This is a genomic window from Streptomyces sp. NPDC002499 (genome assembly GCF_053595415.1).
Genome location: NZ_JBSFXO010000017.1, coordinates 104,086 through 129,570, shown reverse-complemented (window position 1 = coordinate 129,570; position 25,485 = coordinate 104,086). Strand labels below are relative to the sequence as shown.

The 25,485-nt window shown below is 68.7% G+C and carries 24 protein-coding genes; 11 read left to right on the top strand and 13 right to left on the bottom strand.

Annotated elements, in window-relative coordinates; translation table 11 throughout:
• Positions 1-40 precede the first annotated feature (40 nt).
• Both ACWD5F_RS40930 and ACWD5F_RS40925 read right to left on the bottom strand, forming a co-directional pair.
• Positions 41-1,003, bottom strand: coding sequence for a serine/threonine dehydratase (locus ACWD5F_RS40930; protein ID WP_451261284.1), 963 nt, complete (start codon positions 1,001-1,003; stop codon positions 41-43).
• The gene (locus ACWD5F_RS40925; protein ID WP_451261283.1) at positions 1,000-2,070 is read right to left on the bottom strand and encodes a carbon-nitrogen hydrolase family protein; all 1,071 of its coding nucleotides are present in this window, start codon (positions 2,068-2,070) and stop codon (positions 1,000-1,002) included. The genes ACWD5F_RS40930 and ACWD5F_RS40925 overlap by 4 nt, the downstream gene beginning before the upstream one ends.
• Positions 2,071-2,150: 80 nt before the next feature.
• On the opposite strand from ACWD5F_RS40925, the gene ACWD5F_RS40920 reads away from it, so the two are divergent.
• Positions 2,151-3,080, top strand: a complete 930-nt coding sequence (locus ACWD5F_RS40920) for a LysR family transcriptional regulator (RefSeq protein WP_451261282.1) — start codon at positions 2,151-2,153, stop codon at positions 3,078-3,080.
• A 50-nt stretch (positions 3,081-3,130) separates the two neighbouring features.
• Here the strand turns inward: ACWD5F_RS40920 and ACWD5F_RS40915 are convergent, their stop codons facing one another.
• Positions 3,131-3,838, bottom strand: coding sequence for a GntR family transcriptional regulator (locus ACWD5F_RS40915; protein WP_451261281.1), 708 nt, complete (start codon positions 3,836-3,838; stop codon positions 3,131-3,133).
• A gap of 102 nt (positions 3,839-3,940) precedes the next feature.
• Between ACWD5F_RS40915 and ACWD5F_RS40910 the strand changes: the two genes are divergently transcribed.
• Together ACWD5F_RS40910 and ACWD5F_RS40905 are read left to right on the top strand one after the other, a co-directional pair.
• Entirely contained in the window at positions 3,941-4,480 is a 540-nt protein-coding gene (locus tag ACWD5F_RS40910) for a YbhB/YbcL family Raf kinase inhibitor-like protein (RefSeq protein WP_451261280.1), read from the top strand.
• A gap of 8 nt (positions 4,481-4,488) precedes the next feature.
• Positions 4,489-5,181, top strand: coding sequence for a metal-dependent transcriptional regulator (locus tag ACWD5F_RS40905; protein ID WP_451261279.1), 693 nt, complete (start codon positions 4,489-4,491; stop codon positions 5,179-5,181).
• Between the two features lie 68 nt (positions 5,182-5,249).
• On the opposite strand, the gene ACWD5F_RS40900 is transcribed toward ACWD5F_RS40905, so the two are convergent.
• Together ACWD5F_RS40900 and ACWD5F_RS40895 are read right to left on the bottom strand one after the other, a co-directional pair.
• On the bottom strand, positions 5,250-5,867 hold the full coding sequence (locus tag ACWD5F_RS40900; protein ID WP_451261278.1) for an NADPH-dependent FMN reductase: 618 nt from the start codon (positions 5,865-5,867) through the stop codon (positions 5,250-5,252).
• 63 nt (positions 5,868-5,930) lie between these two features.
• Positions 5,931-6,815 carry a nuclear transport factor 2 family protein gene (locus tag ACWD5F_RS40895; RefSeq protein WP_451261277.1) on the bottom strand — a complete coding sequence of 295 codons (885 nt, stop codon included), beginning with the start codon at positions 6,813-6,815 and terminating at the stop codon, positions 5,931-5,933.
• Positions 6,816-6,955: 140 nt separating this feature from the next.
• On the opposite strand from ACWD5F_RS40895, the gene ACWD5F_RS40890 reads away from it, so the two are divergent.
• The 5 genes from ACWD5F_RS40890 (at position 6,956) to ACWD5F_RS40870 (ending at position 13,014) form a co-directional block, all read left to right on the top strand.
• A complete protein-coding gene (locus tag ACWD5F_RS40890) occupies positions 6,956-8,419 on the top strand; it encodes a benzaldehyde dehydrogenase (RefSeq protein ID WP_451261276.1) in 1,464 nt (487 codons plus the stop codon).
• A gap of 61 nt (positions 8,420-8,480) precedes the next feature.
• Positions 8,481-10,034: a carotenoid oxygenase family protein gene (locus tag ACWD5F_RS40885; protein ID WP_451261275.1), complete on the top strand. Its 1,554-nt coding sequence runs from the start codon at positions 8,481-8,483 to the stop codon at positions 10,032-10,034.
• 45 nt (positions 10,035-10,079) lie between these two features.
• Positions 10,080-10,574 carry a VOC family protein gene (locus tag ACWD5F_RS40880; protein ID WP_451261274.1) on the top strand — a complete coding sequence of 165 codons (495 nt, stop codon included), beginning with the start codon at positions 10,080-10,082 and terminating at the stop codon, positions 10,572-10,574.
• Positions 10,571-12,163: an FAD-dependent monooxygenase gene (locus ACWD5F_RS40875; protein ID WP_451261273.1), complete on the top strand. Its 1,593-nt coding sequence runs from the start codon at positions 10,571-10,573 to the stop codon at positions 12,161-12,163. Before ACWD5F_RS40880 ends, ACWD5F_RS40875 begins: the two co-directional genes overlap by 4 nt.
• Entirely contained in the window at positions 12,160-13,014 is an 855-nt protein-coding gene (locus tag ACWD5F_RS40870; RefSeq protein ID WP_451261272.1) for a fumarylacetoacetate hydrolase family protein, read from the top strand. The genes ACWD5F_RS40875 and ACWD5F_RS40870 overlap by 4 nt, the downstream gene beginning before the upstream one ends.
• A 23-nt stretch (positions 13,015-13,037) precedes the next feature.
• Here the strand turns inward: ACWD5F_RS40870 and ACWD5F_RS40865 are convergent, their stop codons facing one another.
• Positions 13,038-13,937: an alpha/beta fold hydrolase gene (locus ACWD5F_RS40865; RefSeq protein WP_451261271.1), complete on the bottom strand. Its 900-nt coding sequence runs from the start codon at positions 13,935-13,937 to the stop codon at positions 13,038-13,040.
• Between the two features lie 57 nt (positions 13,938-13,994).
• On the opposite strand from ACWD5F_RS40865, the gene ACWD5F_RS40860 reads away from it, so the two are divergent.
• Positions 13,995-14,603 carry a TetR/AcrR family transcriptional regulator gene (locus tag ACWD5F_RS40860; protein WP_451261270.1) on the top strand — a complete coding sequence of 203 codons (609 nt, stop codon included), beginning with the start codon at positions 13,995-13,997 and terminating at the stop codon, positions 14,601-14,603.
• A gap of 183 nt (positions 14,604-14,786) precedes the next feature.
• Complete coding sequence (locus tag ACWD5F_RS40855) at positions 14,787-15,575, top strand: IclR family transcriptional regulator (RefSeq protein WP_451261269.1); 789 nt, start codon at positions 14,787-14,789, stop codon at positions 15,573-15,575.
• A 54-nt stretch (positions 15,576-15,629) separates the two neighbouring features.
• On the opposite strand, the gene ACWD5F_RS40850 is transcribed toward ACWD5F_RS40855, so the two are convergent.
• Entirely contained in the window at positions 15,630-17,213 is a 1,584-nt protein-coding gene (locus ACWD5F_RS40850) for a sodium:solute symporter family transporter (RefSeq protein WP_451261268.1), read from the bottom strand.
• 593 nt (positions 17,214-17,806) lie between these two features.
• On the opposite strand from ACWD5F_RS40850, the gene ACWD5F_RS40845 reads away from it, so the two are divergent.
• Entirely contained in the window at positions 17,807-17,998 is a 192-nt protein-coding gene (locus tag ACWD5F_RS40845) for a hypothetical protein (protein WP_451261416.1), read from the top strand.
• Here ACWD5F_RS40845 and ACWD5F_RS40840 read toward each other — a convergent pair.
• From ACWD5F_RS40840 to ACWD5F_RS40815, 6 genes are all read right to left on the bottom strand, one after another.
• Positions 17,913-18,101, bottom strand: a complete 189-nt coding sequence (locus ACWD5F_RS40840) for a helix-turn-helix domain-containing protein (RefSeq protein WP_451261267.1) — start codon at positions 18,099-18,101, stop codon at positions 17,913-17,915. The two genes, ACWD5F_RS40845 and ACWD5F_RS40840, sit on opposite strands and share 86 nt — an antisense overlap.
• Before the next feature lie 339 nt (positions 18,102-18,440).
• Positions 18,441-19,979, bottom strand: a complete 1,539-nt coding sequence (locus ACWD5F_RS40835) for a sensor histidine kinase (protein ID WP_451261266.1) — start codon at positions 19,977-19,979, stop codon at positions 18,441-18,443.
• On the bottom strand, positions 19,976-20,719 hold the full coding sequence (locus ACWD5F_RS40830) for a response regulator transcription factor (protein WP_451261265.1): 744 nt from the start codon (positions 20,717-20,719) through the stop codon (positions 19,976-19,978). The genes ACWD5F_RS40835 and ACWD5F_RS40830 overlap by 4 nt, the downstream gene beginning before the upstream one ends.
• Before the next feature lie 51 nt (positions 20,720-20,770).
• A complete protein-coding gene (locus ACWD5F_RS40825) occupies positions 20,771-23,038 on the bottom strand; it encodes an ArnT family glycosyltransferase (RefSeq protein ID WP_451261264.1) in 2,268 nt (755 codons plus the stop codon).
• A 17-nt stretch (positions 23,039-23,055) separates the two neighbouring features.
• Positions 23,056-24,351, bottom strand: coding sequence for a glycosyltransferase (locus tag ACWD5F_RS40820; RefSeq protein WP_451261263.1), 1,296 nt, complete (start codon positions 24,349-24,351; stop codon positions 23,056-23,058).
• Positions 24,352-24,571: 220 nt separating this feature from the next.
• Positions 24,572-25,468: a helix-turn-helix domain-containing protein gene (locus ACWD5F_RS40815; protein WP_451261262.1), complete on the bottom strand. Its 897-nt coding sequence runs from the start codon at positions 25,466-25,468 to the stop codon at positions 24,572-24,574.
• Positions 25,469-25,485: the final 17 nt, after the last annotated feature.

Genomic DNA, 25,485 nt, shown 5'->3' with positions numbered 1-25,485 from the left:
CCTCCCGGGCCTCGCATTCCCTCGGCCCGGCAGCGGCCCTTCAGCCGTCAAGATCCGACCAGGGTGCTGTGTTGGCCCCTGAGACGACGACGGTGGCCCCGTCCGGAAAGCGTTCGGGGTGGGCGAGCAGCGCGGCGAGAGCGGTGGCTCCGCCGGGTTCGGCCATGATGCGCAGCCGCTGCCACAGGAGTGAGCGGGCAGCGGCGACAGCCTCGTCGGCGACGGTGAGGGTCTTCATGCCGAGCGCGAGGCCGACGGCCGTGGCTATGCGGCCCGCCCGGCGGGCGCCCAAGCTGTCCAGGGCGATCCCGCCGACTTCCACGTCCACTGGTTTCCCTGCCTCCAGCGCCGCCGTGAGCGAAGGCGCCGAGGACGGTTCGGCCGCGGTCACGTGGTTGCGTCCGTCCAGCGCCAGGGCGACCCCTGCGTACAGGCCTCCTCCACCGCACCCGACGAGGACAGGCTGCCCCTCGGGTATCTGCTCGGCGAGTTCCAGGCCGAGCGTGCCTTGCCCGGCCACCGTCTGCGGATCGTCGTAGGCGTCGATGTGGAAGGCGCCCTCGTGCCGGGCATGGTCCTGGCTGGCCGCGAGTGCGTCGGCGTAGAAGCCGTCGACGCGGCGCAGGCGTGCGCCGAGAGATTCGATGACGTCGGTCTTGGCCTTGGGTGAGAAGTCGGGCACGAACACGGTGGCGGGCAGGCCCGCTCGGCGCGCCGCCCAGGCCACGGCGGCCCCGTGGTTGCCTCCCGACGCGCAGCAGACGCCGGCGTTCGCAGGGCCGGACTCCGCGGCACGCAGGTGTGAGAGGGCGTTGGATGCGCCGCGGACCTTGAACGAGCCGGTGTGCTGGAGGAATTCGAGCTTCAAAGTGACGGGGACGGGCACGTCCAGTTCCCCGGCCGCCACCTGGATCACGGGGGTGCGGCGCACTACGTTGCGGATCCGTCCGGCCGCGGACGCGATGTCGTTCAAGGAGGGGATGGCGACGGGTTGTGTGCTCATGGGCGGTGTCCAAGGGAACCGTTGGCAGGCGTGGCTCGCGATGAGGTGAACGTGTTGGGCAGGACGGCCGAGGGGGGCGCGCTCAGGCTGTCGTTGGTCTGTACGGCGCGGCGGTCCGTGGTGTCCACCTGCAGGCGGAAGATGTCGGGCCGCGCGTAGTGGCCGACGGGGTCGAAGTCGTAGCGAGCGCGTGGGATCAGTGCCATGTCGAGGTCCGCGGTCAGGAGGGCCTCCTGATCCAGGACGGGCCCGGCCAACACCTCGCCCAGCGGACCGATGATGCTGCTGCCACCCCGGGAGATGAGGTGCTCCGGGTCGTCGCCGTACGGCGTGGGGTGGTCCGAGGGGAAGTCCCTCGTGCGCAGGCACTGGTTCGCCGCCAGCACGAAGCATCTGCCTTCCATGGCGATATGGCGCATGGTCGCGTGGTGGCTTTCCCTGCTGTCCGCCGTCGGCGCGCAGTACAGCTCGACGCCCTGCGCATACATGGCCATCCGCGTCGCGGGCATCAGGTTCTCCCAGCAGATCACTGCGCCGAGCCGGCCGAGCTTCGTAGGGTGCACCTCAAGGGTCGAGCCGTCGCCGAACCCCCAGATCATCCGCTCGGCACCGGTAGGCATGAGCTTGCGCCGCTTCCCGAGGAGGGCTCCGGTGTCGGAGAAGAACAGGACCGTGCAGTAGAGCGTGCCGTATTCCCGTTCGACGACGCCGATGACCAGGTGTACGTGGGCCTCCGCCGCCAGGTCGCCCAGGCGGTCGGTGACAGGGCCGGGCACCTCCACGGAGCCGTTCCAGTACCGGGCGAACTCCTCTCGTCCGGCAGCGGTCCGGTCGCCCACCACTGCCCCGAACGCCGATCCCTTGGGGTACCCGCCGATGAACGCCTCAGGGAACACCACGAGATCCAGGTTCCGCTCGGCCGCCTCGGACAGCCACCGTTCCACCACGCGCAACGTGGCCACCGGATCGAACGGAACCGGGGCGGCCTGCACCACGCCCGCCCGAACCACTCCCGCCCGGCCGGGACCTGTGTCCGGGCCGTTGGAGGTGCTGTTGTCACTGGTCATGCCTCTACGCTGCGCCGCCTCGACCATGAAGCCAAGAGCGAGGTTCTTCAACAGCCCTGAAGCATCACTACATTAAGACCATGAACGAACGGCAGTTGCAGATCTTGCGGGAACTCGGCGAACTGGGAAGCGTCACCGCGACCGCCGAGGCACTGTTGATGACTCCCTCGGCGATCTCCCAACAGCTACGGCTGCTGCAACGCTCGATCCCGGTCCCCCTCACCGAGCGTGACGGACGGCGGTTGGTGCTCACCGATGCCGGGCAAGCCCTCGCCAATGCGGCGATCGAGGTGGAGACCGCGCTGGCCAGGGCACGGCACACCATTGAGGAGTTCGTCGACCGGCCGGACGCAGCTGTGTCGGTAGCGGCTTTCCACAGCGCGGCCGCGTCATTCTTCCCACTGCTGCTTGCCCAGGCCGGCCCTGGACGCCCGCAGCTCTCGCTCGCCGGCCAGGACGTCGCGCAAGAAGATTTCCCGCGACTGACCCGGGACTACGACCTCGTACTCGCCCACCGTCTCGACCAAGCGCCGCCCTGGCCGACCACGGTCACCGCGAGCACGCTGCTGCGTGAACCACTCGACATCGCGCTGCCGACCGACCACCCCTTGGCCGCCAAGCGACGCCTCACCCCGCGAGACGTCGCGGATCAACCCTGGATCACCGTCGCCGACGGCTTCCCGCTGATGGCCACCGTCGACGCCATCGCGACCGCCGCGAACCGACGGCTCGACATCGTCCATCGCATCAACGAATTCGCGGTGGTCGCCGAGGTCGTAGCCGCCGGAGGCGGCCTGGCCCTGATGCCCCGTTGGACCACTCGCCCACACCCGGCAGTGGTCCTCAGACCGCTCAGCGGCATGCACGCCCGACGCCGTATCGACGTGCTCCACCGCCCTGAACGTGCCGCGCGCCGAGCCGTACAGACGGTGCTCACAGATTTGCACCGTGCGGCCGCGACCATCCAGAGCCGAGACGTCGGCGGCCGGACGACCGCACCTGATCGCTGACATCGGGGCGGTGGAAGTCGCCGACGCGAGTGAGGTGTCGGCGAGGCACATCAGGCTTTCTTCGAGGGCTCGTGTGGGGCGGGGCCGGTCAGTGCGGCCGCGGTCTGGGTCAGGTGCCGGGTCAGTACCTCGGCCGCGGTATCGGCGTCGCGGGCGAGCGCCGCCTCCTCCAGGCGGCGGTGCTCGCCGATGGCGTCCCGGTCGGGGTTCTGGTGCGCCGACCAACGACGAGCCAGTTCACTCGCGGTCCACATCCGGTCGAATGTCTCCAGCAGAACGAGGTTGTCGCACCCCTCCAGCAGGGTGCGGTGGAAGACCCGATGGGCTTCGGACCACGCGCCGCTGTAGTACTCGCCCTCTGCGGGTTCGTATGCGGGGGTGCGGGCCAGACGGTGGTGGGCGGCTCGTACGCGGGCTTCCCAGTCGACGTCGCCGCGCTCCACGGACATGCGCAGCAGGACCGGTTCGATGGTCCGGCGGGCCTCGGTGATCTCCTGCCAGCGGCGGTCCGAGATGACAGGGACGGCGAACCCGCGGTTGGGCAGCCGGTCCGCGAGGCCCTCGCCGACCACTCGTACGAGCGCTTCGCGTACGACGGCCAGGCTCACGCCCTGTTCCTTGGCGAGGTCCTGTGGCTTGAGGGCGTCACCGGGGGCGTGGTCTCCGCGCATGATCGCGTCCCGTAGGTGTGCGTAGACCTGCTCGGAGAGCATCTGCTTCCCCGGCGGCGAGGTCGAGGTGTGGGCCGTCTCGGTCATGCCCTTCAGCATAGACGATCTCAGAGATAATCGATTATTCGTGTTATCGTCGATTCAGCGCTGGAGAGAAACGCCAGCCGTATCCCTGAAAGGACCGATGCGATGAGTGCCAACGATCCCTTTGCCCGCCTCCCCGAGGTGGCCTCGTTCACCGTCACGAGCACCACCGTCACGGACGGCGCCGCCTGGTCGCCCGAGCAGTACTCCGGCCTCTTCGGCGTCCCCGGCGGGAAGGACGTCTCGCCGCACCTGTCCTGGAGCGGCGCCCCGGAAGGCACCAAGAGCTACGCCGTCACCGTCTACGACCCAGATGCCCCCACGGGGTCCGGGTTCTGGCACTGGGCGGTCGCCGACATCCCCGCCACCGTCACCGAGCTCCCCGAGGGCGTCGGCGACGACACCGGCTCGGGCCTGCCCCAGGGCGCCTTTCAGCTGCCGGGCGACACCCGAGCCGCCCGATTCATAGGCGCCGCCCCGCCGGCCGGGCACGGCCCGCACCGCTACTTCGTCGTGGTGCACGCCCTCGGCGTCGAGTCCATCGGCGTCCCGGCCGACGCCACCCCTGCCGTCCTCGGCTTCACCATGACCGGACACATCCTCGGCCGCGCGGTCCTGACCGCCACCGCCGAGACCCTCGCCTGACGGTCAACGTGTCCCGACTCATCGACACCACAGAGACGTATCTCCGCACCACCTTGGAGCTCGAGGAGGAAGGCGCGGTCCCCCTGCGCGTACGCATCGCCGAACGTCTGAACCAGAGCGGCCCTACCGTCAGCCAGACCGTGGCCCGGATGGAGCGCGATGGTCTGCTGCACGTCGCGCTCGACCGGCACCTGGAGTTGACGCCGGAAGGCCGCCGGCTCGCCACGCGCGTGATGCGCAAGCACCGTCTCGCGGAGTGCCTGCTCGTCGAGGTGGTCGGCCTGGAGTGGGAGCAGGTGCACACCGAAGCCTGCCGCTGGGAGCACGTGATGAGCGAGGCCGTGGAGCGACGCGTGTTCCACCTGCTCGACCACCCCACCGAGTCGCCGTACGGCAACCCGATCCCGGGGCTGGAGGAACTCGGCGAGAAGGGACCCGCGGATCCGTTCCCGGACGAAAGCATGGTCGGACTCAGCGACCTCGAGCCAGGGCCGAACGGCGCGAGGGCGGTCGTACGGCGCATAAGGGAGTTGATCCAGACCGATCCCCAACTGATGTACACCCTGCGGCGGGCCGGGGTGCGGCCCGGCGCGGTGGTGAACGTGAGGTCATCGCCCGGCGGCGTACTGGTCGGCAACGGCGGGGAACCCGCCGAGCTCTCCATGCAGACTGCCGCGCACGTCTTCGTGACCAAACGCTGAGTCCGGCCGGGCCCAGGATCACTCGACGAGCGACCCCGGCCCGGCGAACAACCTATTCGGTCACAGCACTAGACACGCGACGCAGGAACTCCCGGCGCCGGCGGCCCGGCGGGGGCCGGCGGCGGGTTCAGTCGCAGAGGCCGCAGCGACTCGCTCCAGCGCAGCAGTTCGTCGAGCATCATCGTGGCCGCGGCCTCCATCTGTTCATCGGCCCGGAAACCCCCCTCACCCAGGTGCTTGAAGACGAACGGTATGGCCACGGACTCGGGAATCGGCATCATCTTGAGCGCCGTCGCGACCTGCTTGAGCACCTGCACGGAGCGCAGGCCGCCCGCGACGCCCCCGTAACTGACGAAGCCGACGGGCTTGTAGAGCCATTCCGCGTACAGGAAGGAAAGGGCGTTCAACAGCGCGGCAGGAGGGCCGGAGTTGTATTCGGGCGTGACGAACACGAAAGCGTCCGCCTCGTCCACCGTCGCGCTCCACCTGCGCGTGTGCTCGTGGGCGTACAGACCCGCACGCGGATGACCGGGTTCGTCGAGGAGCGGCAGGCCGATCTCGGCGAGGTCGACGAGTTCGACGTCGAAGCCCCCGTGCTCCTTCGCCGTCTGGGCCGCCCACTGCCCGACGGGCAGTCCCAGCCGGCCGGGACGGGTGCTTCCGACAACAACGTGCAACTTCGGCATGGTTGAGCCTTTCTGAGGATGTCCTTGTTCGAGTGCGAACAGGCCGAGGGAGCCGACGACCGGTCAGGGCCGGCCGGCCGGCGGAGGGCCGGGAGGCATGGGCGGGGCGGACTTGTTGAGGCCGCTCCAGTGCTCGACGAGCTGTTGCCCGCGCACGCGGTAGGCGTCGTACATGTAGTACGGGTAGAGCGCGCCGCTTCCGCCGGGTTCGGCCTGGGGAAGCAGTGCGGCGATGACGACGATGTCGCCCTCGGCGACGATCAGCGCCGGCGGGATGAGGGGCTCGGCGGGCGGCGGGAGGGGGCCGTTCGGGAATCGGGTGCGCACGAACTCCTCCAGTCCCGCCCGGCCGGGCGGGTAGTGGGACACGTGCTGGAGGTAGTCGGCGGCGACGAACTCCTTGACCGCATCAGGGTTCTGAGCGTCGAAGACGCAGCGGTAGAAGTCCACGACCAGGCGCTTGTTGGCCTCGATGTCCGTCGACGGGGATGACGACACGGTGGTCGTTCGCGTCGGCGTCCCCGGTGCGGGGGGCCGTGGTGGGGCGATCTTGTTGAAGGACGGCCACCGCTCGGTGATCCGGCCGTCGCGGATCCGGTAGGTGGTGAACGCGTAGTGGTCGAAGGTGGTGCCGGGGGCGTCCGGGTCCGGTTGCGGCAGGTAGTGGCAGACACAGACCAGGTCGTTCTCCCCGATGACGAACACCGGGTCCCGCAACTCGGAGGCATCGGCCACACCCTGGTCCGCCGTCGGTCCGTGGTCGAACTCGCGACGTAGGAGCTCGGCGAACGCCTGCGCTCCGTCAGGGGCGTCGGCACCGTGCTGCACCAGGTCCGGGGCGACGTAGTCGGTGATCGCGTCGGAGTTTCTCGCGCCGAAGACATCGGTGAGGAACCGGCCGACCAGAAGCTTGTTGATGCGTGGCTGTTGCTCGAGTGATGTAGCCATACGAGCAACTAAACTGTACCGTACAGTTCAAGTCAACCTGAGCCTCGACACTTCCCCCGCGAGCGGGAGTGTCCTAGAAGTTGACTCATCTGTTCGGAAATACAGGACGCCGGCAAGCGTCCTGCGGAGAAGGGGACCTCATGACTTTTCTGGATGCCGACGTCTGGCAGGAGCGGATCTTCTCGGGAGAGTGGACCAAGGCGACCGGGGAGTCGTACGACTCCACCGAGCCGGCGACCGGCAAGACACTGGGCCGAGTCGCCGCCGCCACGCCCTACGACCTGGAGCGCGCGGTGGAGCGTGCCGTGCAGGCTCAGCGCGAGTGGGCGGCGCGGCCCTACATCGAGCGCGCCCAGGTGCTGCGGCGGGCGGCGCGCCTGTTCGAGGAGCACCACGCCGAGATCGCGGAATGGATCGTGCGGGAGTCCGGTGCCCTGAGGCCGTTCGCCGACTTCCAGACCTCCAACGGAGCGGCCGAGGAGTGCTACGAGGCCGCGGCGCTGGCGGCCGCTCCGTACGGAGAGGTACTGCGGTCCATCGAGGACCGGCTGTCGTTGTCGCGGCGACGCCCGGTGGGCGTGGTCGGCGTGATCTCCCCGTTCAACGCGCCGATGGTGCTGGCCATGCGCGCCGTCGCCCCCGCCCTGGCGCTGGGCAACGCCGTCGTCCTCAAGCCCGACCCGCGCACCGCCATCTGCGGCGGCGTCGCCATAGCCCGCGTCTTCGAAGAGGCAGGCCTGCCCGCCGGCGTGCTGCACATGCTGCCCGGCGGCGCCGACGTCGGTGCCGCGCTGGTGGACCACTCGCGCGTGCCCGTCATCGCGTTCACCGGCTCCACACGGGCCGGAAAGGCGATCGCCACCGCGGCGGCACAGCGGTTGAAGCGCGTGCACCTGGAGCTCGGCGGCAACTCGGCGCTGATCGTCCTCGACGACGCGGACCTGGAGAAGGCCGTCTCGGCCGGCGCGTTCGGCTCGTTCCACCACGCCGGGCAGGTGTGCATGGCCTCCAGCCGCCACCTGGTGCACGCCTCGATCGCCGGGGAGTACGCCGACCTGCTGGCCCAGCACGCGAACGCCGCCCCGGTCGGGGACCCGGCCACCGGGCAGGTCGCGTTGGGCCCGATGATCGACGACCGGCAACTGCAGGCGGCCCACGCCATCGTCACCGACAGCGTGGCGTCCGGTGCGCGGCTGGCGGCCGGCGGCACTTACGAGGGCTTGTTCTACCGACCGACGGTCCTTGCCGACGTACCGCTGGAAGCCCGTGCCTACACGGAGGAGATCTTCGGTCCGGTCGCCCCGGTCGTGCCCTTCCAGGACCTCGACGAAGCCGTCCGGCTGGCCACCGACACCGAGTACGGACTGTCGCTGGGCATCCTGACCCGGGACGTGGCCAAGGGTCTGGCGCTGGCCGACCGTATCCCCACCGGGCTCGTCCACATCAACGACCAGACCGTGAACGACGAGGCGACCGTCCCGTTCGGCGGTGTCGGCGAGTCCGGCAACGGCTCCCGGCACGGAGGGAGTGTCGCCAACCTCGAAGCCTTCACCGAACAGCAGTGGGTCACCGTCCGCGGCGAGATACCCGACTACCCCTTCTGACCCCGCTCCGGTCTCCGTCCCGGCACCCCACCCCCGTTCCACCCGCACCTGGAGCATCCCGATGACACCTCCCTCGCGGCCGGGCCCGTCCCTGCCCGATCCCATGACGATCGCGCCGCGCCCCACCGCACACCCGCCGACTCCACGGCTCCGCCAAGACGCCGCCGACTGGGCGCCCGGCAACAAGTTCCTGGAAGGCCCGTTCACCCCCTGGACGGAGGAGAGCAGCGCGTACGACCTGGACGTGGACGGCGAGATCCCGGGCGACCTCGCCGGGGCGCTGTTCCGCATCTCCTCCAACCCCCGCTTCACACCGCGCGATCCCGACCGCTACCACTGGTGGGAGGGCGACGGCATGGTCTGCGGGATCTACCTGCGCGACGGGCGCGCCGCCTACCGCACCCGCTGGGTGCTGACGGACTCCATGAAGTTCGAGGTCGAGCAGGGCGAGGCGGTCTACGGCGGCTTCGCCAACGGCGGGAGTACGGCGCCCCTCCCCCAGGGCGCGCCACCCGCGAAGAATGTCGCCAACACCAACGTCGGCATCTTCGACGACCACCTGCTGGTCTACTTCGAAGGCGGCCTGCCGTACTCGATGCACCCCGAGACCCTGGAGACGTACGGCACCCACGACTTCCACGGTGGCATCGACGTCCTGTGCACCGCCCACTACAAGATCGACCCCGATAGCGGCGACATGCTCTTCTTCGCCGCCACCGGACCGACCATCACTTGGTACCGGGCGGACGTGAAGACCGGGCACGTAGTCGACAGCCACAGCTTCGACATCAAGGTGCCGGTGCTGATGCACGACTTCGCCGTCAGCGACAACTACGCGATCTTCTTCGTCACACCGGCCCAGTTCCGCCTCGACCACATCATGCGGGGCGAGCCGGGCGTGGTCTGGGACGAGGCGTCACTGCCGCACGGCGTGCAGATCGTGCTCATGAACAGGCGCACACACGCCGTCAGTTGGCACGAGGTGGGCGGCCAGTGGGCCAACTCCCATTTCTACAACGCCTACGAGGAGAACGGCCACGTCGTCATCGACGGGCACCGCATCACCCGCCTGGGCACGCCGGCCGACCGGCTGGAGACTCCGGTGACGTCCCACTCCTGGTTCCCGCCCTCGCTCCCCCACCGCTGGCGCGTGGACCTGGCGACCGGCCGGGCGACGGAGGAGATGGTCGGCGGCGTCGCCGGAGAGTTCCCGAGGATCAACGACGCCTACACCGGCCGCCCCCACCGCTACGGATACTTCGTCACCACCCGCTACCTGGCCGACGACACCATGAGCGACGGTCTCGCCAAACACGACCACCTGCGCGACTGCACCACGGTCGTCGAAGGACCGGACCACCTCACCAACCCCGGCGAGCCGGTCTTCGTCGCCCGCGAGAACGCCACCGCCGAGGACGACGGCTACCTCCTCACCCTGTGGTGGAACCGCGAGACCGGCCTGAGCGAACTCCTCATCCACGATGCCGCCGACCTGCGACGGATCCCGCTGGCCCGGGTGAAACTGCCCAGCCGCGTGCCCTACGGCTTCCACGGCAACTGGGCCGACCAGACCACCCTCGATCAGGCCGTGGCCGCCCGCGGCGACGCGAACTGACCTGCCTACCGCACTGCGCGTTTCATGTTCTGAAAGGAGAAGTCCATGGCTATCACCGGCCTGGGACACACCGGTTTCTGGGTGGACGACCTGGAGACGATGCGTGACTTCTACACCCGTGTCATGGGGTTGACCGTGACCGACGAGGACACGGAGCTCGGCATCGTGTTCTTCTCCTCGCGGCCCGACGAGGAGCACCACGAGTTCGTGCTCCAGCGGGGCCGGACCGCACCGCCGGGGTCCAAGCTGACCCACCAGGTGTCGTGGCGGGTCGACTCGCTGGAGACGATCATCGACTTCCACCATCGGTTCCGTGCCGAAGGCATCGAGGTGCAACAGGAGGTCACGCACGGCAACGCCATCGGCATCTACTTCTTCGATCCCGAGGGCAACCGCAACGAGGTCTATCTGCGGATCGACCGCGACGTGCGTCAGCCGTTCCGCAAGACCATCGATCTCGACCAGGATCCCGCCGCCGTGCTCGCCGAAGCCGAGCGCCTTCTCGCCGACGGTGGCGCCGCCTACCAGCCGGTTCAGTGACGGTGGCGTCCTCGGGACGTCGCGGGCTCCGAGATCCCGGAGCGCAGCCGCAGGTCCTTGTCGTCGGGGCGGGACCCGTCGGACTCGCCGCGGCGCATCTCCTGGGTTCTGCCGGCGTCCGCGTTCTGCTCGTCGAGCGGAACACGGACGTCGGCGACGACGCCAGGGCGACCGACCTCGACGCCGAGTGCCTGCGCATGTTGCGGCGCGCCGGCGTGGACGTGGCGATCCACCTGGAACGCGTGCTCCTCGCCGAACTGGTACGGCTTCCCACCGTCGATACCCGTTTCGGCACCCGCTTGTTCTCCCTGCAGCAGTACGCCGACCATGTCTGCGCCTGGCTCGGACCGGCCCTCGGCGGGGAAGCTGCGACAGCCCTCGACGTGCCGTATGTCCTGGGCTGCGACGGTAGCCGGAGCACGGTGCGTGAGCTTCTGGGAATCCCCATGCAGGGCCACAGCTTTCCCGACGTCCGGCTGGTGGTCGACACGCTCGACGACCCCGGCGACCAGCTCTACGCCATGCATCACGAAGACCCGCGCCACCCCGCCGTCGTGGTGCCGGGCAGCGGCGGCCGGTGCCGGTACGAGTTCCGGCTGCCGCGCGGAGAATGCGCTCCCGGGTCGTCTCCGCCCTTCACTCTGGTGCGCGAACTGCTGCGCCCGTACCGCGAGATCACGGTCGCCCAAGTGGACCGTGTCGTGGTGTCCACTTCTCACGCACTGCTCGCAGACCGACTGCGTGAAGGACGCTGCTTCCTGCTCGGCGATGCCGCGCACCTGATGCCGTCCTTCGCCGGCCAGGGACTCGGCTCCGGACTCCAGGACGCCGCCAACCTGTACTGGAAGCTGGCCGAGGTGCTGACAGGGCGTGGTGGAGACCCGCTGCTGGACACCTACGACGCGGAACGCAGGCCGTACCTACGGGCTGCGGTCGAGCGATCCGCCCGGCTCGGCGGCATCGTGATGACCACCGGCACGGCACGCGCCCGCTTGCGCGACCTGTGCGTGCGTACGGCCTTACGAACCTCTTGGGGACGACGCTGCTTCGGAAAGACGCGCTACCGCCCGGATGCACCTCTCCCGACCGGCGCTTTCGTCCCATCGCTGCGCGATCACACCGATCCGCTGGTGGGTACGGAACTGCCCCGGGCTCAGGTCCTGCACGGCACCGCACGCCGGATCGCTCGGCTCGACGATGTCCTCGGTCCCGGCTGGAGCCTGCTCGGAATAGGTGTGTCGGAGGACGACTGGGCAACCGTCGAGGAAGCGAGGCTGCCGGCGGATCGGCGCGCGGACGTGGCCGTCGACGGCCGTGCGCCGAGGGACCACCCCGGGCGCATCAGAATCGTCGCTGCGGACGGCCTCGCCGATGCCCTGTTCGCCGAGTTCAGCGAACACTTCATCCTGGTCCGGCCGGACCGGCTGGTGGCCGCGGTCTTCGACGCCGACGACGCCGAACGCGTTGCGCTGCACCTGGAGCGCTTCGTTTTTCCAGCCCCCTCCAATCTCGTTGAAACGCCTGCGACTTCGACTGCGGCGCAGACCCTCACCGCCGCTTCGTCCCCTCCCTCAGGAGAACTGTCATGAAACTGAGTACGGTCCGTCTGCCCTCTCCCGATTCCGACGTGCTGCTTACTGCTGCTGCCCGCCACGACGGCGACGAACTGGTCCTGCTGCCGTACGAGGACATCGGAGCCCTGCTGGCGAGCGGTGAGGACTGGCACCATCGCGCCGCAGCGGCCGACGGCAAGCGGATGCCACTGGAAGGGGCGTCCTTCGCTCCCGTCGTCCCGCATCCCAACAAGATCGTGTGCCTGGGCCTGAACTACGCCACGCACATCAAGGAGATGGGCCGCCCCACTCCGACGCACCCCACACTCTTCGCCAAGTACGACGGGTCGTTGGTCGGTGCCCACGACGATGTCCACATGCCGTCCGTCAGCGACGACCTCGACTGGGAGGCGGAGCTCGGTGTCGTGATCGGCCGGCGAGCCAGGCACGTCACCAGGGACGATGCGCTCGCCTACGTGGGCGGCTACACCGTCGTCAACGACGTGACCGTACGGGATTGGCAGCATCGCACCCGGGAGTTCCTCTCCGGGAAGACGTTCGAGGCGACGACCCCGGTCGGTCCGGCGCTCGTGACTCCGGACGAACTCCCCCCGGGTGCCTCGGGGTTGACCATCGGATGCAGCGTGGACGGCCACACCATGCAGAAGTCCAATACGTCCGACCTGCTCTTCGACGTTGCCGCGATCATCGCCTATGTCAGCACCATCATCACTCTGGAGCCCGGTGATCTGATAGCCACCGGCACACCGGGCGGAGTAGGGGCAGGACGCGACCCCAAGGTGTTCCTGCGACCCGGACAGGAGCTGGTCACGTTCGTCGAGAGCGTGGGCGAGCTGCGCAACACCGTCGTCAAGGACCGGGTTTGACCTGAGAGTTCGCGGCGTGCCTGTTACCGGTTGGCCGCGAGGAAGTCCTCCAGGAGCTCGACAAACTGCTCCGGCCGCTCCTCGGCCGGGTAGTGGCCGCAGTCGTCGAGGACGACGCCCGTGACGTCGTCGGCGGCCAGCCGCATCGTCTGGGCGGCACTCTCGCCGCTCCACAGCGCGCCGCCGACGGCGAGCACCGGCAGGGTCAGCCGGGTCCTGCCGCGCTGCTCGTTCTGCGCGATCGTCTCGTCCAGCGCCCGGTAGTACGCGAAGCTCGCCCGCAGCGCGCGGGGATCCGCGGTGATCGCGTCGACGTAGGCGTCGACGGCGTACGCGGGGATCGCGGTCGGTGTGGCGGCCTTGGTGGCGAACTGCCAGCCGAAGAAGAGCCGTTCCCGTCCCCGGACCAGTTCCTCGTTGAGGTCGGTGAGCCGGTTGAAGCCGAACTGCCAGAGCCTCAGGTTGGCCGCGGCCGGGCCGAAGAACGGCGGGGACGGCGTGAGACCGGGGATCACCGCTTCGACGATGGCGAGCCGGCCCACCCGCTCGGGGTGATCGGCGGCGAGGGCGTACGAGGTCCACGTACCGATGTCGTGGCCGACCACGTCGAACCGGTCGTGCCCGAGCGCGGCCATCAACGCGACCAGATCGGCGGCCAGCGTGCCGGCGTCGTACCCGTCGTCGGGCTTGTCGGAGAGCCCGGCCCCGCGCGAGTCGACGGCGACGACGGTGTGCCGGCGGGCGAGCGCGGGCATCACCTCCCGCCAGGCGTACCAGGTCTGGGGCCATCCGCCGACCAGCAGCAGCGCCGGGCCGTCCCCACCGGTGACCGCGTGCAGCCGCAGTCCGTTCAGCTCCACGTGCCGGCTGGTGAAGACGTCGAGGAATCCGTCGGGCAGTCGCAGCGAACTCAAGTTGGTCATGCCAGGGACCATACCCATCTTTGAACGATCGGTACAAGATGTGTAGAGTGAAGGACCATGGCAGGCCGCAAGCAGTTCGACGTGGACGAGGCGCTACGACGTGCGATGCACGTCTTCTGGCGCTGGGGTTATTCGGAGGCCTCGATCGATCGCCTGACCGAGGGCACGGGCCTGGGCCGGGGCTCGCTCTACGGCACCTTCGGCGACAAGAGCGCCCTCTTCCGCAAAAGCCTCCAACGGTACGCGCAGACCTACCACCCGCAGTACGAGCAGGCGCTGTCCGGCCCTCACTCGAGCCCGAGCGCCGTTGTGGCCGCCTACCTGCAAGTCGCCCTGAACCGCATCGCCGACCCGACGGTCCCGGACGGCTGCCTGCTCACGGTGTCGGCAACGCAGATCCCGGCGCTCGACGCGGAGGGCCAGGCGATGGTCCGTGCCATGATCGACGGTTTGCGGGCGATGCTGGAGCAGGCATTGCTGGCGGCGGGGGCCGGCGAACAGCAGGCGGCAGAACTGGCGTTGTGCACGCTGGCGACGAACAAATCCCTGGCGGTGCTGAGCCGCGCCGGCTTCTCGGGCGAAGACCTGGCAACCGTCGCGGCAGTCGCCGCCAAGAACGCCGACGCTCTACCGAATCGACCGACCGAACCGTCCGGGCCGCGATAGCCGGGAACGGCTCAATCGACCTGAGCCCGCCTCCTAACGTCGTCCACGATCCACGGCCGAGTCGTCGGACGCACCCGAACTGTCAGACCGTCACACCAGTCACACCCGACCAGGACCGTTCAACAAGATCCTCTTACGGGCTCCAAAGCGGGCTGGAGACGCCTGCACGCTAAGGTGTCCCCTATGTCAGGATCAGCGTCCCCCAGCTATCGCGAACGCAACTCCACGGCCGACCGGGCCCTGGACATCCTGATGATGTTCGACGACACCCACCTCGTCATCTCCGGCAGCGCCGTCGCCGAGCGCATGGGCGTCGCCCGTTCGACCGCCTACCGATACCTACAGTCCCTGGTGAGCAGCAGGTTCCTCGAGGAGGCACCGGGTGGCGGCTTCCGGCTCGGGCTGCGTGTCCTGGAGATCGGCCGGCTGGCCCGGCGCAGCTACGGACTCTCCGACATCGCCGTTCCAGTGATGACCGAACTGTCCGCGGACGTGTCCGAGACGGTGCTGTTGACCCGTCGTTCCGGGGAACTGGTCGTCTGCGTCGACCGTGCGGAGGCCGCCACACGGGCAGTACGCATCTCCTACGAGCGTGGCAGCACGCTCCCGCTCAACGCCGGCGCCTCCGCGCTCGTCCTGCTGGCCTGGATCCCGCAGGACGAGGCGCGCCGACTGCTGGAAGCAGCCGAGCTGAGGCGCTTCACACCGGCCACACTCACCGACGTGGACACCCTCATGGACCGGCTCGCGCACATCCGTCGCGCCGGGTATTCCGTCACCCGCGGTGAGTTCGACCCCGATGTGACAGGCGTGGCGGCACCGATCCGTGACGCCGAACAGCGAGTGGTCGCCGCCGTGAGCGTCGCCGCGCTCGCCTCCAGGGTGTTTCCCGAGGCGGAGGCAGAGCTGGCTCAGAAGGTGCTGGCCACGGCCGGGAAGATCACTGACCGCCTGACCGTCGTCGGAGGGTGAGAGCGACACTCCGACGCTCTCAGCCTCCGCTCGCGCGAATGATGGACATGCCGTTCAGGAAATAGGCTGCATGGACGCTGCCTCCGAGCGACCGGCACTGCGACGGCGTCCCGCCACGCTGGAAACCCACCCCAGGAAGAAGCTGCCGGGAACGGCGATGAGGGCCGGACCGATCTGGTCGAGCCGTGTGAAATCGACACCGGGGAAGAGCGCTGCGGGGATTCCGGAAAACGAGGGCGACATCATGTACAGGAACACCGTGAGACCTGTCCCTCCGTACAGGGTCCACAGCAGCCCGGTGCGGTTGTAACCCTTCCAGAAGAAGCTGTACAGAAGAGCTGGAGCCACGGCAGATGCGGCTATCGCGGCACTGACCGCGCCCAGAAATACCGCAGAGTGCCCCTGCCACATCACGGCGATCACAATTCCAGCGGTGCCGAAGGCGAAGACGCTGGCGCGAGCCGCCAGTATTTCCTTCCCGGAATGCCCCTCGTCGTCTTTCCCGACATTGCCGTAGATGTCCTTGGCGATCGCACCGGCCGCGGCGACCGTACTTCCACCGACGACAGCAAGCACACTGAGGAAAACCGCGCAGGCGACCGCGGTGAACAGCGTGCGCCCACCGTCCAAGTTGTGCGCCAGGAGCATCAGGGCACCGTCTCCCTCTCCGTTCCCGGACGCGATCCTTCCTGTACCCACCAGGGCGGAAGCCCCCATGCCGACAATGACGATGGCCACGGAGAACAGGGCGATGAGAAACGTCGCGTACTTGACTGAGCGTCGCGCGGCAGCAGGATCTTTTGCACCGTGAATTCTGACTATGACATGCGGCATACATGCGCTGCCCAGGATGAGGATGAATCGCTCCCCAAGCCAATTGAGATGCGCCGACGTTCCCGTCCCGTTCATCGTGCCCGAGCTGAAATAGCTACCGGGCTTGGCGCTGCCGGAGTCGGCCTGCGAAAGGAGAGACCCGAGGTTCCCGTGGAACTTGGCGACCACCGCGAGAGCGGTGACTGCCATGGCCAGGAGAACCACGACTGCGGCGAGTACCTGTACGGCTGTGAGTCCCTTGATGCCGCTCAACATCACACAGGTCACCATCAAGCCACCGATGACCACAATGCAGACCTGCTGCGCTCCCGTGCCCGCGAACCCGAGCAGGTCCGCGGTCACGCTGCCCGCCGCGATGAGCTGCACGACCAGAAAGGGGCCGGCGATGGCCAGCGTGGTCACGGCCGCAGCAATTCGCGGTGCGGGCCCCGGGGCCTGAACCGAGAAGATGTCTCCGAGAGTCTGGGCGTTACGCAGCCGGATGGGCCTGGCCAGCACGATGAGCAGCCCGAAGGACAGAAGGACGTTCGTGGCATCCATCATTCCGTCGAACCCGAACGTTGCCACCGTCGCGGTGCTGTTCAGCAGCAACGGCGCCGACACGAAACTTCCTGCTATCGCCAGTCCACCCACGAGCGGCGAGCGTTTTCCACCTCCGACATAAAATTCCTTGGGAGTATCAGCATCAAGACCAGAAAAGACCGAAAGGAAAAGGACGATCGCGATGAACAACAGAAAGACGACTATGATGGGAGAGTTTTCCCGAAGGTCTGCCGCCAGAACGAAATCCAGACTGTTCACCATGTCGATTCCTCGCGTCTGCTTCTTCTGTCCAGGTGATGCAGGGTGGCCAGAAGGGTCGCCACCTGCGCCAGACACAGGAGGATCCCCAAGGGAATGCCCGATGTACCGAAAGCGCGGATACTCGACAGACTCCTGGACGTACCAAAAATGATCTCAATCGCGAGGAGTGCGATGTTGGGAGCTAGGTATCTGGTCTCCAGGTGCCGCCTTTTGCGAGGAACGCCGTGCCCGCCGGATGAGTGTTTCGGTCCTGAGTTTTCCTGCGCTGGCTGCAGGTAGAAGCCTTCTTGCATGGGATATCTCCACGCGGAGGTATGGCGAGCACGGCCGGCGGCAGACGCCCAGGGAGCGGCGTTGCGCCCACAGTGTCCGCTCAGACTGCTGGTGCGAGCGATGACGATACCCCCAAAACGCGAACCTGTCCTCATAGTCGCGACCACTGTTCTACTCTGCGAGACAACGGGGAATCTTGGGGCGCGGAACCCTCGTGCCCCTCGACGTGTGGGGCACAGGTGCGGTTCGTTGGCGGGCCTCGCGGCCACCGATACATACTTGAAGGGATGCTGCGGCGTCTGCCGCAGGTGAGGTGGCCCATGGCGAACCTGAGCGAGCGGGGCGCGGCCGGCGAGCTGCTGGGGTACACGGTCGCGGAGGTTTGCGGGCGACCGATCACGCCGCTGCTCGAACCGGTCGGACATCTCACGCGCCACCGACTGCTGCACCAACTCCGCATCCTGAGCCGGTACTTACTGGTCCGCGAGTTCGCTCCACCCACCCCACACTGACCAGCGTCACCAGCAACCGGTGAACACTGCCCGGAGACAGCCCCACGAACTTCGCCAACTCCACTGTCCCCAACGGGTACGGATGCTCAGTCAGCGCCGTCATGATATGAGCCGCCCGCTGCACCGCCCGCACATGCCCAATATCCCGGCCCTCGCCGGGCGAACCATGGGCTAAACCCCCTCACCGCTCTCGGCGAGCTGGTGGGCCACGACCACCGGAGTCGCGGTGGCGCCGAGCACGCCCTGTGGTCCAGCGTGGGCGCGAGTCTGATCATGGGAGTGGCGGTGACCGGCATGCACTACATCGGCATGACCGTCCTCATGGTCATGCTCGCCGGCCCACTCGCCGTCCTCCTGTTCGCCAGCACCATCGTCATGTTCGACCCCGACATGATGATCACTGACGACGAACGGGACCGGTCGACCCCGTCACCGCGAGGGATCAGCGGGGTTCCTGACCCGAGTCGGCCGCGGGAAGGACCAGGCGGAAGGTGCAGCCGTGGCCAGGGACGGCGTCGAGTTCGAGGCGGCCGCAGTGGCCCTCGGCGATGGTCGCGGCGATGGCCAGGCCGAGGCCGCTGCCGCCGTGGATGCGGGAGCGGGCAGGGTCGGCGCGGTAGAAGCGCTCGAAGACGAGCTCGGCATCGACGGGTTCGAGGCCGGGCCCCTCGTCCGCCACCTCGATCACGCTGATCGGCAGGCCTTCTGGCAGCGGCGGCGAAACAGCCGTACGTCCGGGTCGGTCCGTGCCTCCGGTTCCGGGACCCGCCTCGGTGGTGCCGACGCGAACCTGAACGCGCGTCCCCGGCGGGGTGTGGGTACGGGCGTTGGACAGCAGGTTCTCCAAGATCTGGCGCAATCGGTGCGGGTCGCCGGCCGTCTCCGCGAGGTCGAGTTCCTCATCTCCAGTGGGATCAGCCGGAGTTCGCAGCGGGCCGAGGGTGAGGGGGTGGGACTGACTGTTGACAGCGGCGGAACTGACGGCGTCCGCCGCCAGGGACAGCAGGTCGACCGGCTCCCTGCGGTAGGAAGGTTCTTTGTCCAGGGTCGCCAGCAGCTGGAGGTCGTCGACGAGCAGGCTCATGCGTTCAGCGTTCTGCGCGATGAACCGGTTGGCCTCGTCCCGTTCGAGGCCCGAGCGCGGTTCGGGGCGGAGGCCGAGTTGGGCGTAGCCCTGGATCGCGGTGAGCGGAGTGCGCAGTTCGTGCCCGGCGTCGGCGACGAACCGGCGAAGGCGGGCTTCCGAAGCCTCGCGGGCCAGCAGTGCCTTCTGCAGGCGGTCGAGCATGGAGTTCAGGACGCGTCCGAGTCGTCCGACCTCGGTCCGCGCATCGGTGTCCGCCAATCGCAGGTCGAGGCGGCCCGCGGTGATGTCCTGAGCCGTCCGTTCCATTCTGGTCAGGGGCAGGAGTCCCAGCCGAACCACCCACCGGCCCAGGGCGATCAGGGCGAGGATCGTCACCGCGAGCAGCACGGCGTCCAGCCACAGGAGCTTCGATGTGGCGCCGTCGACGGTGTCGAGCGGAAGAGCGACCACCGCGCTCATGCCGTCCGGACCGGGGTTCAGCAGCACCCGCCAACGACCGTCACCACTGACGGCGGGCACGGTATCGGGGTGCCCGTCCTGCAGCCCGAGGTTCTTCGCGCGATCGGCCAACCGGGGTCCGGGCTTTGTCTCGGAGCCCAGGGCATTGTGGAGACGGCGCCCGGAGGAGTCGTAGAAGTAGATGCGGAAGTCCGAGGGAAGTACGTCCTGTCGTTCGCCCGGGTCCGGGAGCTTGTCCTTGAGCGCGTCGTCGTAGGCGGGAGCCGGTGGATGGAACTCGACGAGCTGCTCGTCGACACGGTCCAGCAGCCAGGTGCGAAGCAGCGCATAGCCCATCACCTGGGAGGTCAGGACTGCCGCGGTGGCAAGCAGGGTGGCGCCGAGGATGAGTCGCCGTCGCACCGACCTGGGCGGCCGGGGCAGGTACCGGGTCACTGGTCCGCCGTACCCCCTTGGTCGCGGGGAAGCCTCAGGCAGTAGCCGACGCCCCGCACGGTGTGGATCAGTGGGGGTTCGAAACAATCGATCTTCCTGCGCAGATACCGCACGTACGTTTCGATGATCCGGGAGTCGCCCGCGAAGTCGAAACCCCAGACGTGGTCGAGGATCTGGACCTTGCTCAGCACCTGGCCCGCGTTCGACAGGAGGTAGGCCAGAAGCTTGAACTCGGTTGGCGACAGGGCGATGTACTGCCCCGCGCGGTACACCTCGTGGGCGCCCTCGTCGAGTTCGAGGTCGGCATGGCGCAGAACGCTCTCCACCGCCTGCCATTCGGTGGGCGGCGTCGTGCGCCGCAGGATGGCCTCGATGCGCAGCAGTACCTCCTCGATGCTGAAGGGTTTGGCCACGTAGTCGTCCCCGCCCGCGCTGAGGCCGGTGATGCGGTCGTCGGTGCCGGTGCGGGCGGTCAGGAACAGGATCGGACAGTCGTTCCCTGCCGCCCGCAGCCTGCGGGTCACCTCGAAGCCGTCCAGGTCGGGCAGCATCACATCCAGCAACACCAGATGAGGGTCCAGGCGTTGGATCTCCAGGAGGGCCGCCCGCCCGGTATCGGCGCTGCTCACCTCGTATCCGGTCAGGCGAAGCGTTGCCTCCAGCAGGGTGCGGATGCTGGGTTCGTCCTCGACCACGAGGAGCCGACGTCGCGGTCGCGCGGCTGTGGGCTGCTCGGTCATGCGTCTGCTGGTCCCCGTTCTGCCGTATCGCGAACGTCGCTCGGGCGTCTGCTACTTGGCGGCACAGTCGTAGAGCACGGTGCTTCCTCCGAGCCCCATCGCACCGCCGGCGGTGTTCTGTGAAGACGTTTCGGTGGTGCCGCCGTATGCCGACGCCGGAACCTTGGTGCAGTGGTCGGCGATCCAGTCGGAGCGCTGCTTGGTGTATCCGCCGGCCAGGCCCGGCATGCCGCCGCCGCTCGTGTCGGAGCCCAGGATGTAGCGTAGTTCGCCGTTCTTGGTCCACTTCTCCAGCTGAGCCACCGACGGCGCGTTGTCGCTGTTGGTGAAGCCGCCCATGCCGATCACGGTCTCGTCGGTGCCCAGGATGAACGTGCTGGCGGACATGGCACCGCCTTCGACGGCGAGCTTGATGCGGGCGTCGGGCGACTGCTTGACGGCGTACTGGAGGATCTTGCGCTGATCGGCGGTGAGTCCCGCGTCTCCGAAGCCACCGCGCCCCGCAGGGGCCCCGCCCGAACCGGCCCCCGGGAAGGACGGTGCACCACTGCTGCCGTTCGAACCCGACCCCCCGGGCGCACTGGGCATACCGTTCGCACCTCCGGTGGGCATGCCGGACGGCATTCCGCCGGTCGAGGGTTCACCGGTCTGTCCCGAAGGGGCGCCACCGCCGGGGAAGCCCGGCATGTTCGACGGCATCCCGGAGGGCATGCCCGAGGGAAGGTCTCCACTGTTCGAACCCTGCCGGGGCATGCCACCGCCACCACCCATTCCGAACGTCATCGGACCGGCCGTCGGGTTGGAACCCCCCATGCCGGTCGAGCCGGGTACGGTCACCGCCCACGCTCCCGGCGCCACCAGAACCGATGCGACCGCGGCACAGCCGGCGACCGTCAGCAGTCGGCCACGGCGCCGTGACAGCACCAGCAGGACGACCGCCGTACAACCGACCAGCAGTACGGGCCACACCAGCCAGCCGTTCCAGTCGGGCTCGCGGCGGACCAGCACCACGGCCCAGGCCACGCTCACCACGACCGCGGCGACGCCCACTTGAGGCGCCCACCGCAGACCGGCACGGTGGGCACGCATGAGGGCGGCCACCAGCCCGCCGCACAACGCGGCGATCGCCGGGGCCAGTTGAGTGGTGTAGTACGGGTGGAAGATTCCCTTCTGGGTCGAGAACACGGCCGCGCAGACCACCAGCCACGTCCCCCACAGCAGCCAGCCGGAAGCGGGCAGCACCATGGAGTCGGACAGCCTGCCACGCCGGCGCAGTGCCGCGCAGGCGACCGCCACCGCGAGAGCCAGCGCGCTGACCGGCAGCAACCAGCTGATCTGACCGCCCACTTGGTCGGCGAACAGACGGGTCAGGCCCGCTTGGCCGCCGAATCCACCGGCGAATCCACCGCCTGACCCGCCGCCCATCCCCTGCGGCATTCCGTCGCTGGAGCCGAAGACCCGGCCCAGCCCGTTGTAGCCGATCACCAGATCCCAGGCCGAGCCGTCCTTGCTGCCGCCGATGTACGGTCGGTCGCCGGGCCACAGGGCCACCATGGCGACCCACCACAGAGAGGACGCCGCCAGGATGGCCCCCGCGCCCAACAGACGCCGCACTCGCGGTATCCAGGCGCCGCTTCCTCCCACGAGCCAGGCGACGGCGAACGCGGGAACGACCATCCAGGCGGCGAGCATTTTGGTGAGGAACCCACACCCGATCAGAAACCCGCTCGCGCACAGCCACCAGGTCGCGGCCCGGCCCTCGGCCTGCAACGCACGGGTGAGCGCGTACGCCGCCGACACCAGCAGGAGCACCAGCAGCGTGTCCGGGTTGTTGTCCCGGTTGATGGCCACGGTGATCGGCGTCAGCGTGAGCACCAGAGCCGCGACCAGCGCGGCCGCCTCCCCCGCCCAGCGGCGCACGGTGCGATGCAGCACCAGCACCCCGGCCACGCCTTCGAGCATCTGCGGCAGGATCAGCGCCCAGCCGTGCAACCCGAAGATCTTGCTGCTGACCACCTGCGGCCACAGCGCGGCCGGCGGCTTGTCGACCGTGATCACGCCCGCCGGGTCGAAGGAGCCGAAGAGGAAGTTGGTCCAGTTCTTTCCCATCGACTTCACGGCCGCCGAGTAGTAGCTGTTGCCCCAGCCCAGGGAGCCCAGTGCCCAGCCGTACAGGACGGCCGCCAGCACGAGGACGGCTCCGAGCGCCGCGGGTGCCGCCCAGGCGGGGAGCGCGCGGACGGACGTACTCGCGCTCGTACGCGGCCCGTCGTGTACCGATGCCGGCGGTGCGGGCCTGATGTGCGCGTGGTTGCTCATGTCGGGATTCGCTCTCATCAACGGATACGGCTACGGCTACGGGGGTCGGCGAAGACGGCCAGGCGCAGCACGGCGAAGCGCACGCAGGTGACCGCGACGGACGCCGTGGTGAGGACCGCGGTCTCCGCGGCCGGTGAGGCACCGGGGTCGAGCCACTTGAACCACAGCACCGCCGCGGAGGTGACCACGTAGCCGAGCACGAACAGCCCTCCGGCACCGAGGTGCGCACGTGCGGGCGGGACGGTGGAGTGCCGGAAGGTGAGGCGTCGGTTCGCCTCGGTGTTGAGGACGGTGAGGATGAACAGCGAGATCAGGTTGGCGACGGCCGGAGACCACCAACCGCGCAACAGCCAGTACAGCAGGGCCTGTCCGAGCGTGGAGACGATGCCGATCGCGACGAAACAGCCGACCTCCCACGACAGCGCACCACGCCCCGTGGAGGGTGCGAGGACGGCGTCCGGGTGTTCGGCGGCCGGCTCGGGACGCGGCACCAATTCGACCCGGGCGTCACCGGACGCCTTGAGCCGCGCCATGCGCCACAGGCCCCGCAGGTCCTCCCTTGCGGTGCTCGCCACGTCCACGCGGGTGTCGACGTCCTCGACCCAGTCGACCGGGACCTCATGGATCCGCAGCCCGTTGTGTTCGGCGAGCAGGAGCAGCTCCGTGTCGAAGAACCACGCGCTGTCGCTGGTCACTTCCAGCAGCGGCCGAAGGACTTCCGTCCGTGCCGCCTTGAATCCGCACTGCGCGTCGGTGAAGCGGACCCCGTGGGTGAGCCGGATGATGCCGTTGTAACAGCGGGAGACGAATTCGCGGCGCGGGCCGCGCACCGTGCGCGAGCCGGGCGCCAGCCGGGAGCCGATCGCGAGGTCCGAATGCCCGCTGGCCAGCGGCGCGATCAACGGGAGCAGTCCGTCCAGGCCGGTGGACAGATCGACGTCCATGTAGGCCACGATGTCGGCGTCGCTGGCCCCCCAGACGGTACGCAGGGCCAGTCCGCGGCCCTTGCGGTCCAGGTGGACGACGCCGACGCCGGGCAGTTCGTCCGCGAGACGACGGGCGGTGGCCAGGGTGGCATCGGTGCTGGCGTTGTCGGCGACGGTGATACGCCAGGGGAACGGGAACTCCCGGGACAGACGGGCGTGGAGCGTACGCAGACACCCGGGCAGGGCGCGTTCCTCGTTGTAGACGGGAACCACGATGTCCACCGTCGCGGTTGCGGCGTACGGAAGAGCCGATCGTGCGACGGGCTGGAAGGGGGCGGGACGCTCCACTCGGGCGGTGAGTTCGGCGAGGTGGGGAGTGGGAGTCATGACTTCCTCAGGCATGAGGGGACGGCAGACTGCGGCTCACAAGCCCTGGTCCAGGGCCGGAGCCTCACTGTTGCCGCCTCGCCTGTGGGGGTCGGGGGAGAATACCGAGAACTGACGGGGAGTCAGATCTATGGCCGAAAGTGCTCCCACGCATCGCTCGGGGCGCAGCTGCACCACGGCTCGCTGAACGGCGGACGGATACGGCCCGGGTGGGCGGTTCTCAACTCGGGCCGTGCCCGCGGACCGTGGCACGGAACGCGATCGGGGTCTGGCCCGTGCGCTGGTGGAAGTACTTGTTGAAGTGGGTGGCGCTGGAGAAACCGAGGCGGTCGGCGATGCGCGCGGCACTGTGATCGCTGTGGGCCAGGAGTCGCTTGGCTTCGAGGACGACGCGACGGTCGATGAACTCCTTGGCGCCGAGGCCGGCTGTCGCGAGGGTGGCGCGCGCGAGGGTGCGGGCCGAGTAGCCGAGCGCTTCGGCGTAGTCCTCGACCCGGCGGGTGCGGGCGAAGTCCCTTTCCACCGCGTCACGAAAGCCCAGGTAGGTGGCGTCGGGTTCGGGGGCCGGGCTGCCGGCCGGTGCGGTGAGGTGGGCCAGGCGCAGGACGAGCACGGCCAACAGGTGACGCAGGGCAGCGGTGTGGATCTCCAGAGGAAGGCGTCCGAGGGCCCGGAACTCGGCGGCGAGATGGTCGGCGGCCCGTCGCAGCGACTGAGCGTCCTCGGGCAGAGGGCGACGCAGGACCGGCGCGTGCGGGTCTTCCGTGCGGGCGCCGGCGGCGGTGGCCGGGTCGAGGAACTCCTGGCGGAACAGGATCAGCGTGCCCTCGGCATGGGTGAGGTCGCCCCACTGCTGGACCTGGCCTGGACGGACCCATAGCCATGAACCGGGTTCGAGGGCGTACGAGGTGAAGTCGACCGTGTGCCAGAGGGTTCCGCCCGTGAGGGTGATCAGGTGATGGAAGTCCGGGCGCTGGGGGGCCGCGAGCCGTTCGCCGGAGACCCGGTCGCGCAGGTCGGCCAGGGTCAGTACCTCGACGCCGGCGGGGGTGCCCGCGGGCGCGACGAAGGAGATCTCCGGGATCCTCCGGTCGGCATCGTGTCGTTTTTTGACCATCACTAGTCGCCAGCGTA

Excerpts from the sequence above, each read along its gene's own strand:
- ACWD5F_RS40850 (WP_451261268.1), bottom strand. The coding sequence starts at position 17,213 with ATGGTGAACAGTCTGGATTTCGTTCTGGCGGCAGACCTTCGGGAAAAC.
- ACWD5F_RS40885 (WP_451261275.1), top strand. The coding sequence starts at position 8,481 with ATGACACCTCCCTCGCGGCCGGGCCCGTCCCTGCCCGATCCCATGACG.
- ACWD5F_RS40920 (WP_451261282.1), top strand. The coding sequence starts at position 2,151 with ATGAACGAACGGCAGTTGCAGATCTTGCGGGAACTCGGCGAACTGGGA.
- ACWD5F_RS40895 (WP_451261277.1), bottom strand. The coding sequence starts at position 6,815 with ATGGCTACATCACTCGAGCAACAGCCACGCATCAACAAGCTTCTGGTC.
- ACWD5F_RS40915 (WP_451261281.1), bottom strand. The coding sequence starts at position 3,838 with ATGACCGAGACGGCCCACACCTCGACCTCGCCGCCGGGGAAGCAGATG.
- ACWD5F_RS40900 (WP_451261278.1), bottom strand. The coding sequence starts at position 5,867 with ATGCCGAAGTTGCACGTTGTTGTCGGAAGCACCCGTCCCGGCCGGCTG.
- ACWD5F_RS40825 (WP_451261264.1), bottom strand. The coding sequence starts at position 23,038 with ATGAGCAACCACGCGCACATCAGGCCCGCACCGCCGGCATCGGTACAC.
- ACWD5F_RS40860 (WP_451261270.1), top strand. The coding sequence starts at position 13,995 with ATGGCAGGCCGCAAGCAGTTCGACGTGGACGAGGCGCTACGACGTGCG.
- ACWD5F_RS40880 (WP_451261274.1), top strand. The coding sequence starts at position 10,080 with ATGGCTATCACCGGCCTGGGACACACCGGTTTCTGGGTGGACGACCTG.
- ACWD5F_RS40865 (WP_451261271.1), bottom strand. The coding sequence starts at position 13,937 with ATGACCAACTTGAGTTCGCTGCGACTGCCCGACGGATTCCTCGACGTC.
- ACWD5F_RS40830 (WP_451261265.1), bottom strand. The coding sequence starts at position 20,719 with ATGACCGAGCAGCCCACAGCCGCGCGACCGCGACGTCGGCTCCTCGTG.
- ACWD5F_RS40840 (WP_451261267.1), bottom strand. The coding sequence starts at position 18,101 with ATGACGGCGCTGACTGAGCATCCGTACCCGTTGGGGACAGTGGAGTTG.
- ACWD5F_RS40855 (WP_451261269.1), top strand. The coding sequence starts at position 14,787 with ATGTCAGGATCAGCGTCCCCCAGCTATCGCGAACGCAACTCCACGGCC.
- ACWD5F_RS40890 (WP_451261276.1), top strand. The coding sequence starts at position 6,956 with ATGACTTTTCTGGATGCCGACGTCTGGCAGGAGCGGATCTTCTCGGGA.
- ACWD5F_RS40820 (WP_451261263.1), bottom strand. The coding sequence starts at position 24,351 with ATGACTCCCACTCCCCACCTCGCCGAACTCACCGCCCGAGTGGAGCGT.
- ACWD5F_RS40870 (WP_451261272.1), top strand. The coding sequence starts at position 12,160 with ATGAAACTGAGTACGGTCCGTCTGCCCTCTCCCGATTCCGACGTGCTG.
- ACWD5F_RS40845 (WP_451261416.1), top strand. The coding sequence starts at position 17,807 with ATGGCGAACCTGAGCGAGCGGGGCGCGGCCGGCGAGCTGCTGGGGTAC.
- ACWD5F_RS40815 (WP_451261262.1), bottom strand. The coding sequence starts at position 25,468 with ATGGTCAAAAAACGACACGATGCCGACCGGAGGATCCCGGAGATCTCC.
- ACWD5F_RS40910 (WP_451261280.1), top strand. The coding sequence starts at position 3,941 with ATGAGTGCCAACGATCCCTTTGCCCGCCTCCCCGAGGTGGCCTCGTTC.
- ACWD5F_RS40925 (WP_451261283.1), bottom strand. The coding sequence starts at position 2,070 with ATGACCAGTGACAACAGCACCTCCAACGGCCCGGACACAGGTCCCGGC.
- ACWD5F_RS40930 (WP_451261284.1), bottom strand. The coding sequence starts at position 1,003 with ATGAGCACACAACCCGTCGCCATCCCCTCCTTGAACGACATCGCGTCC.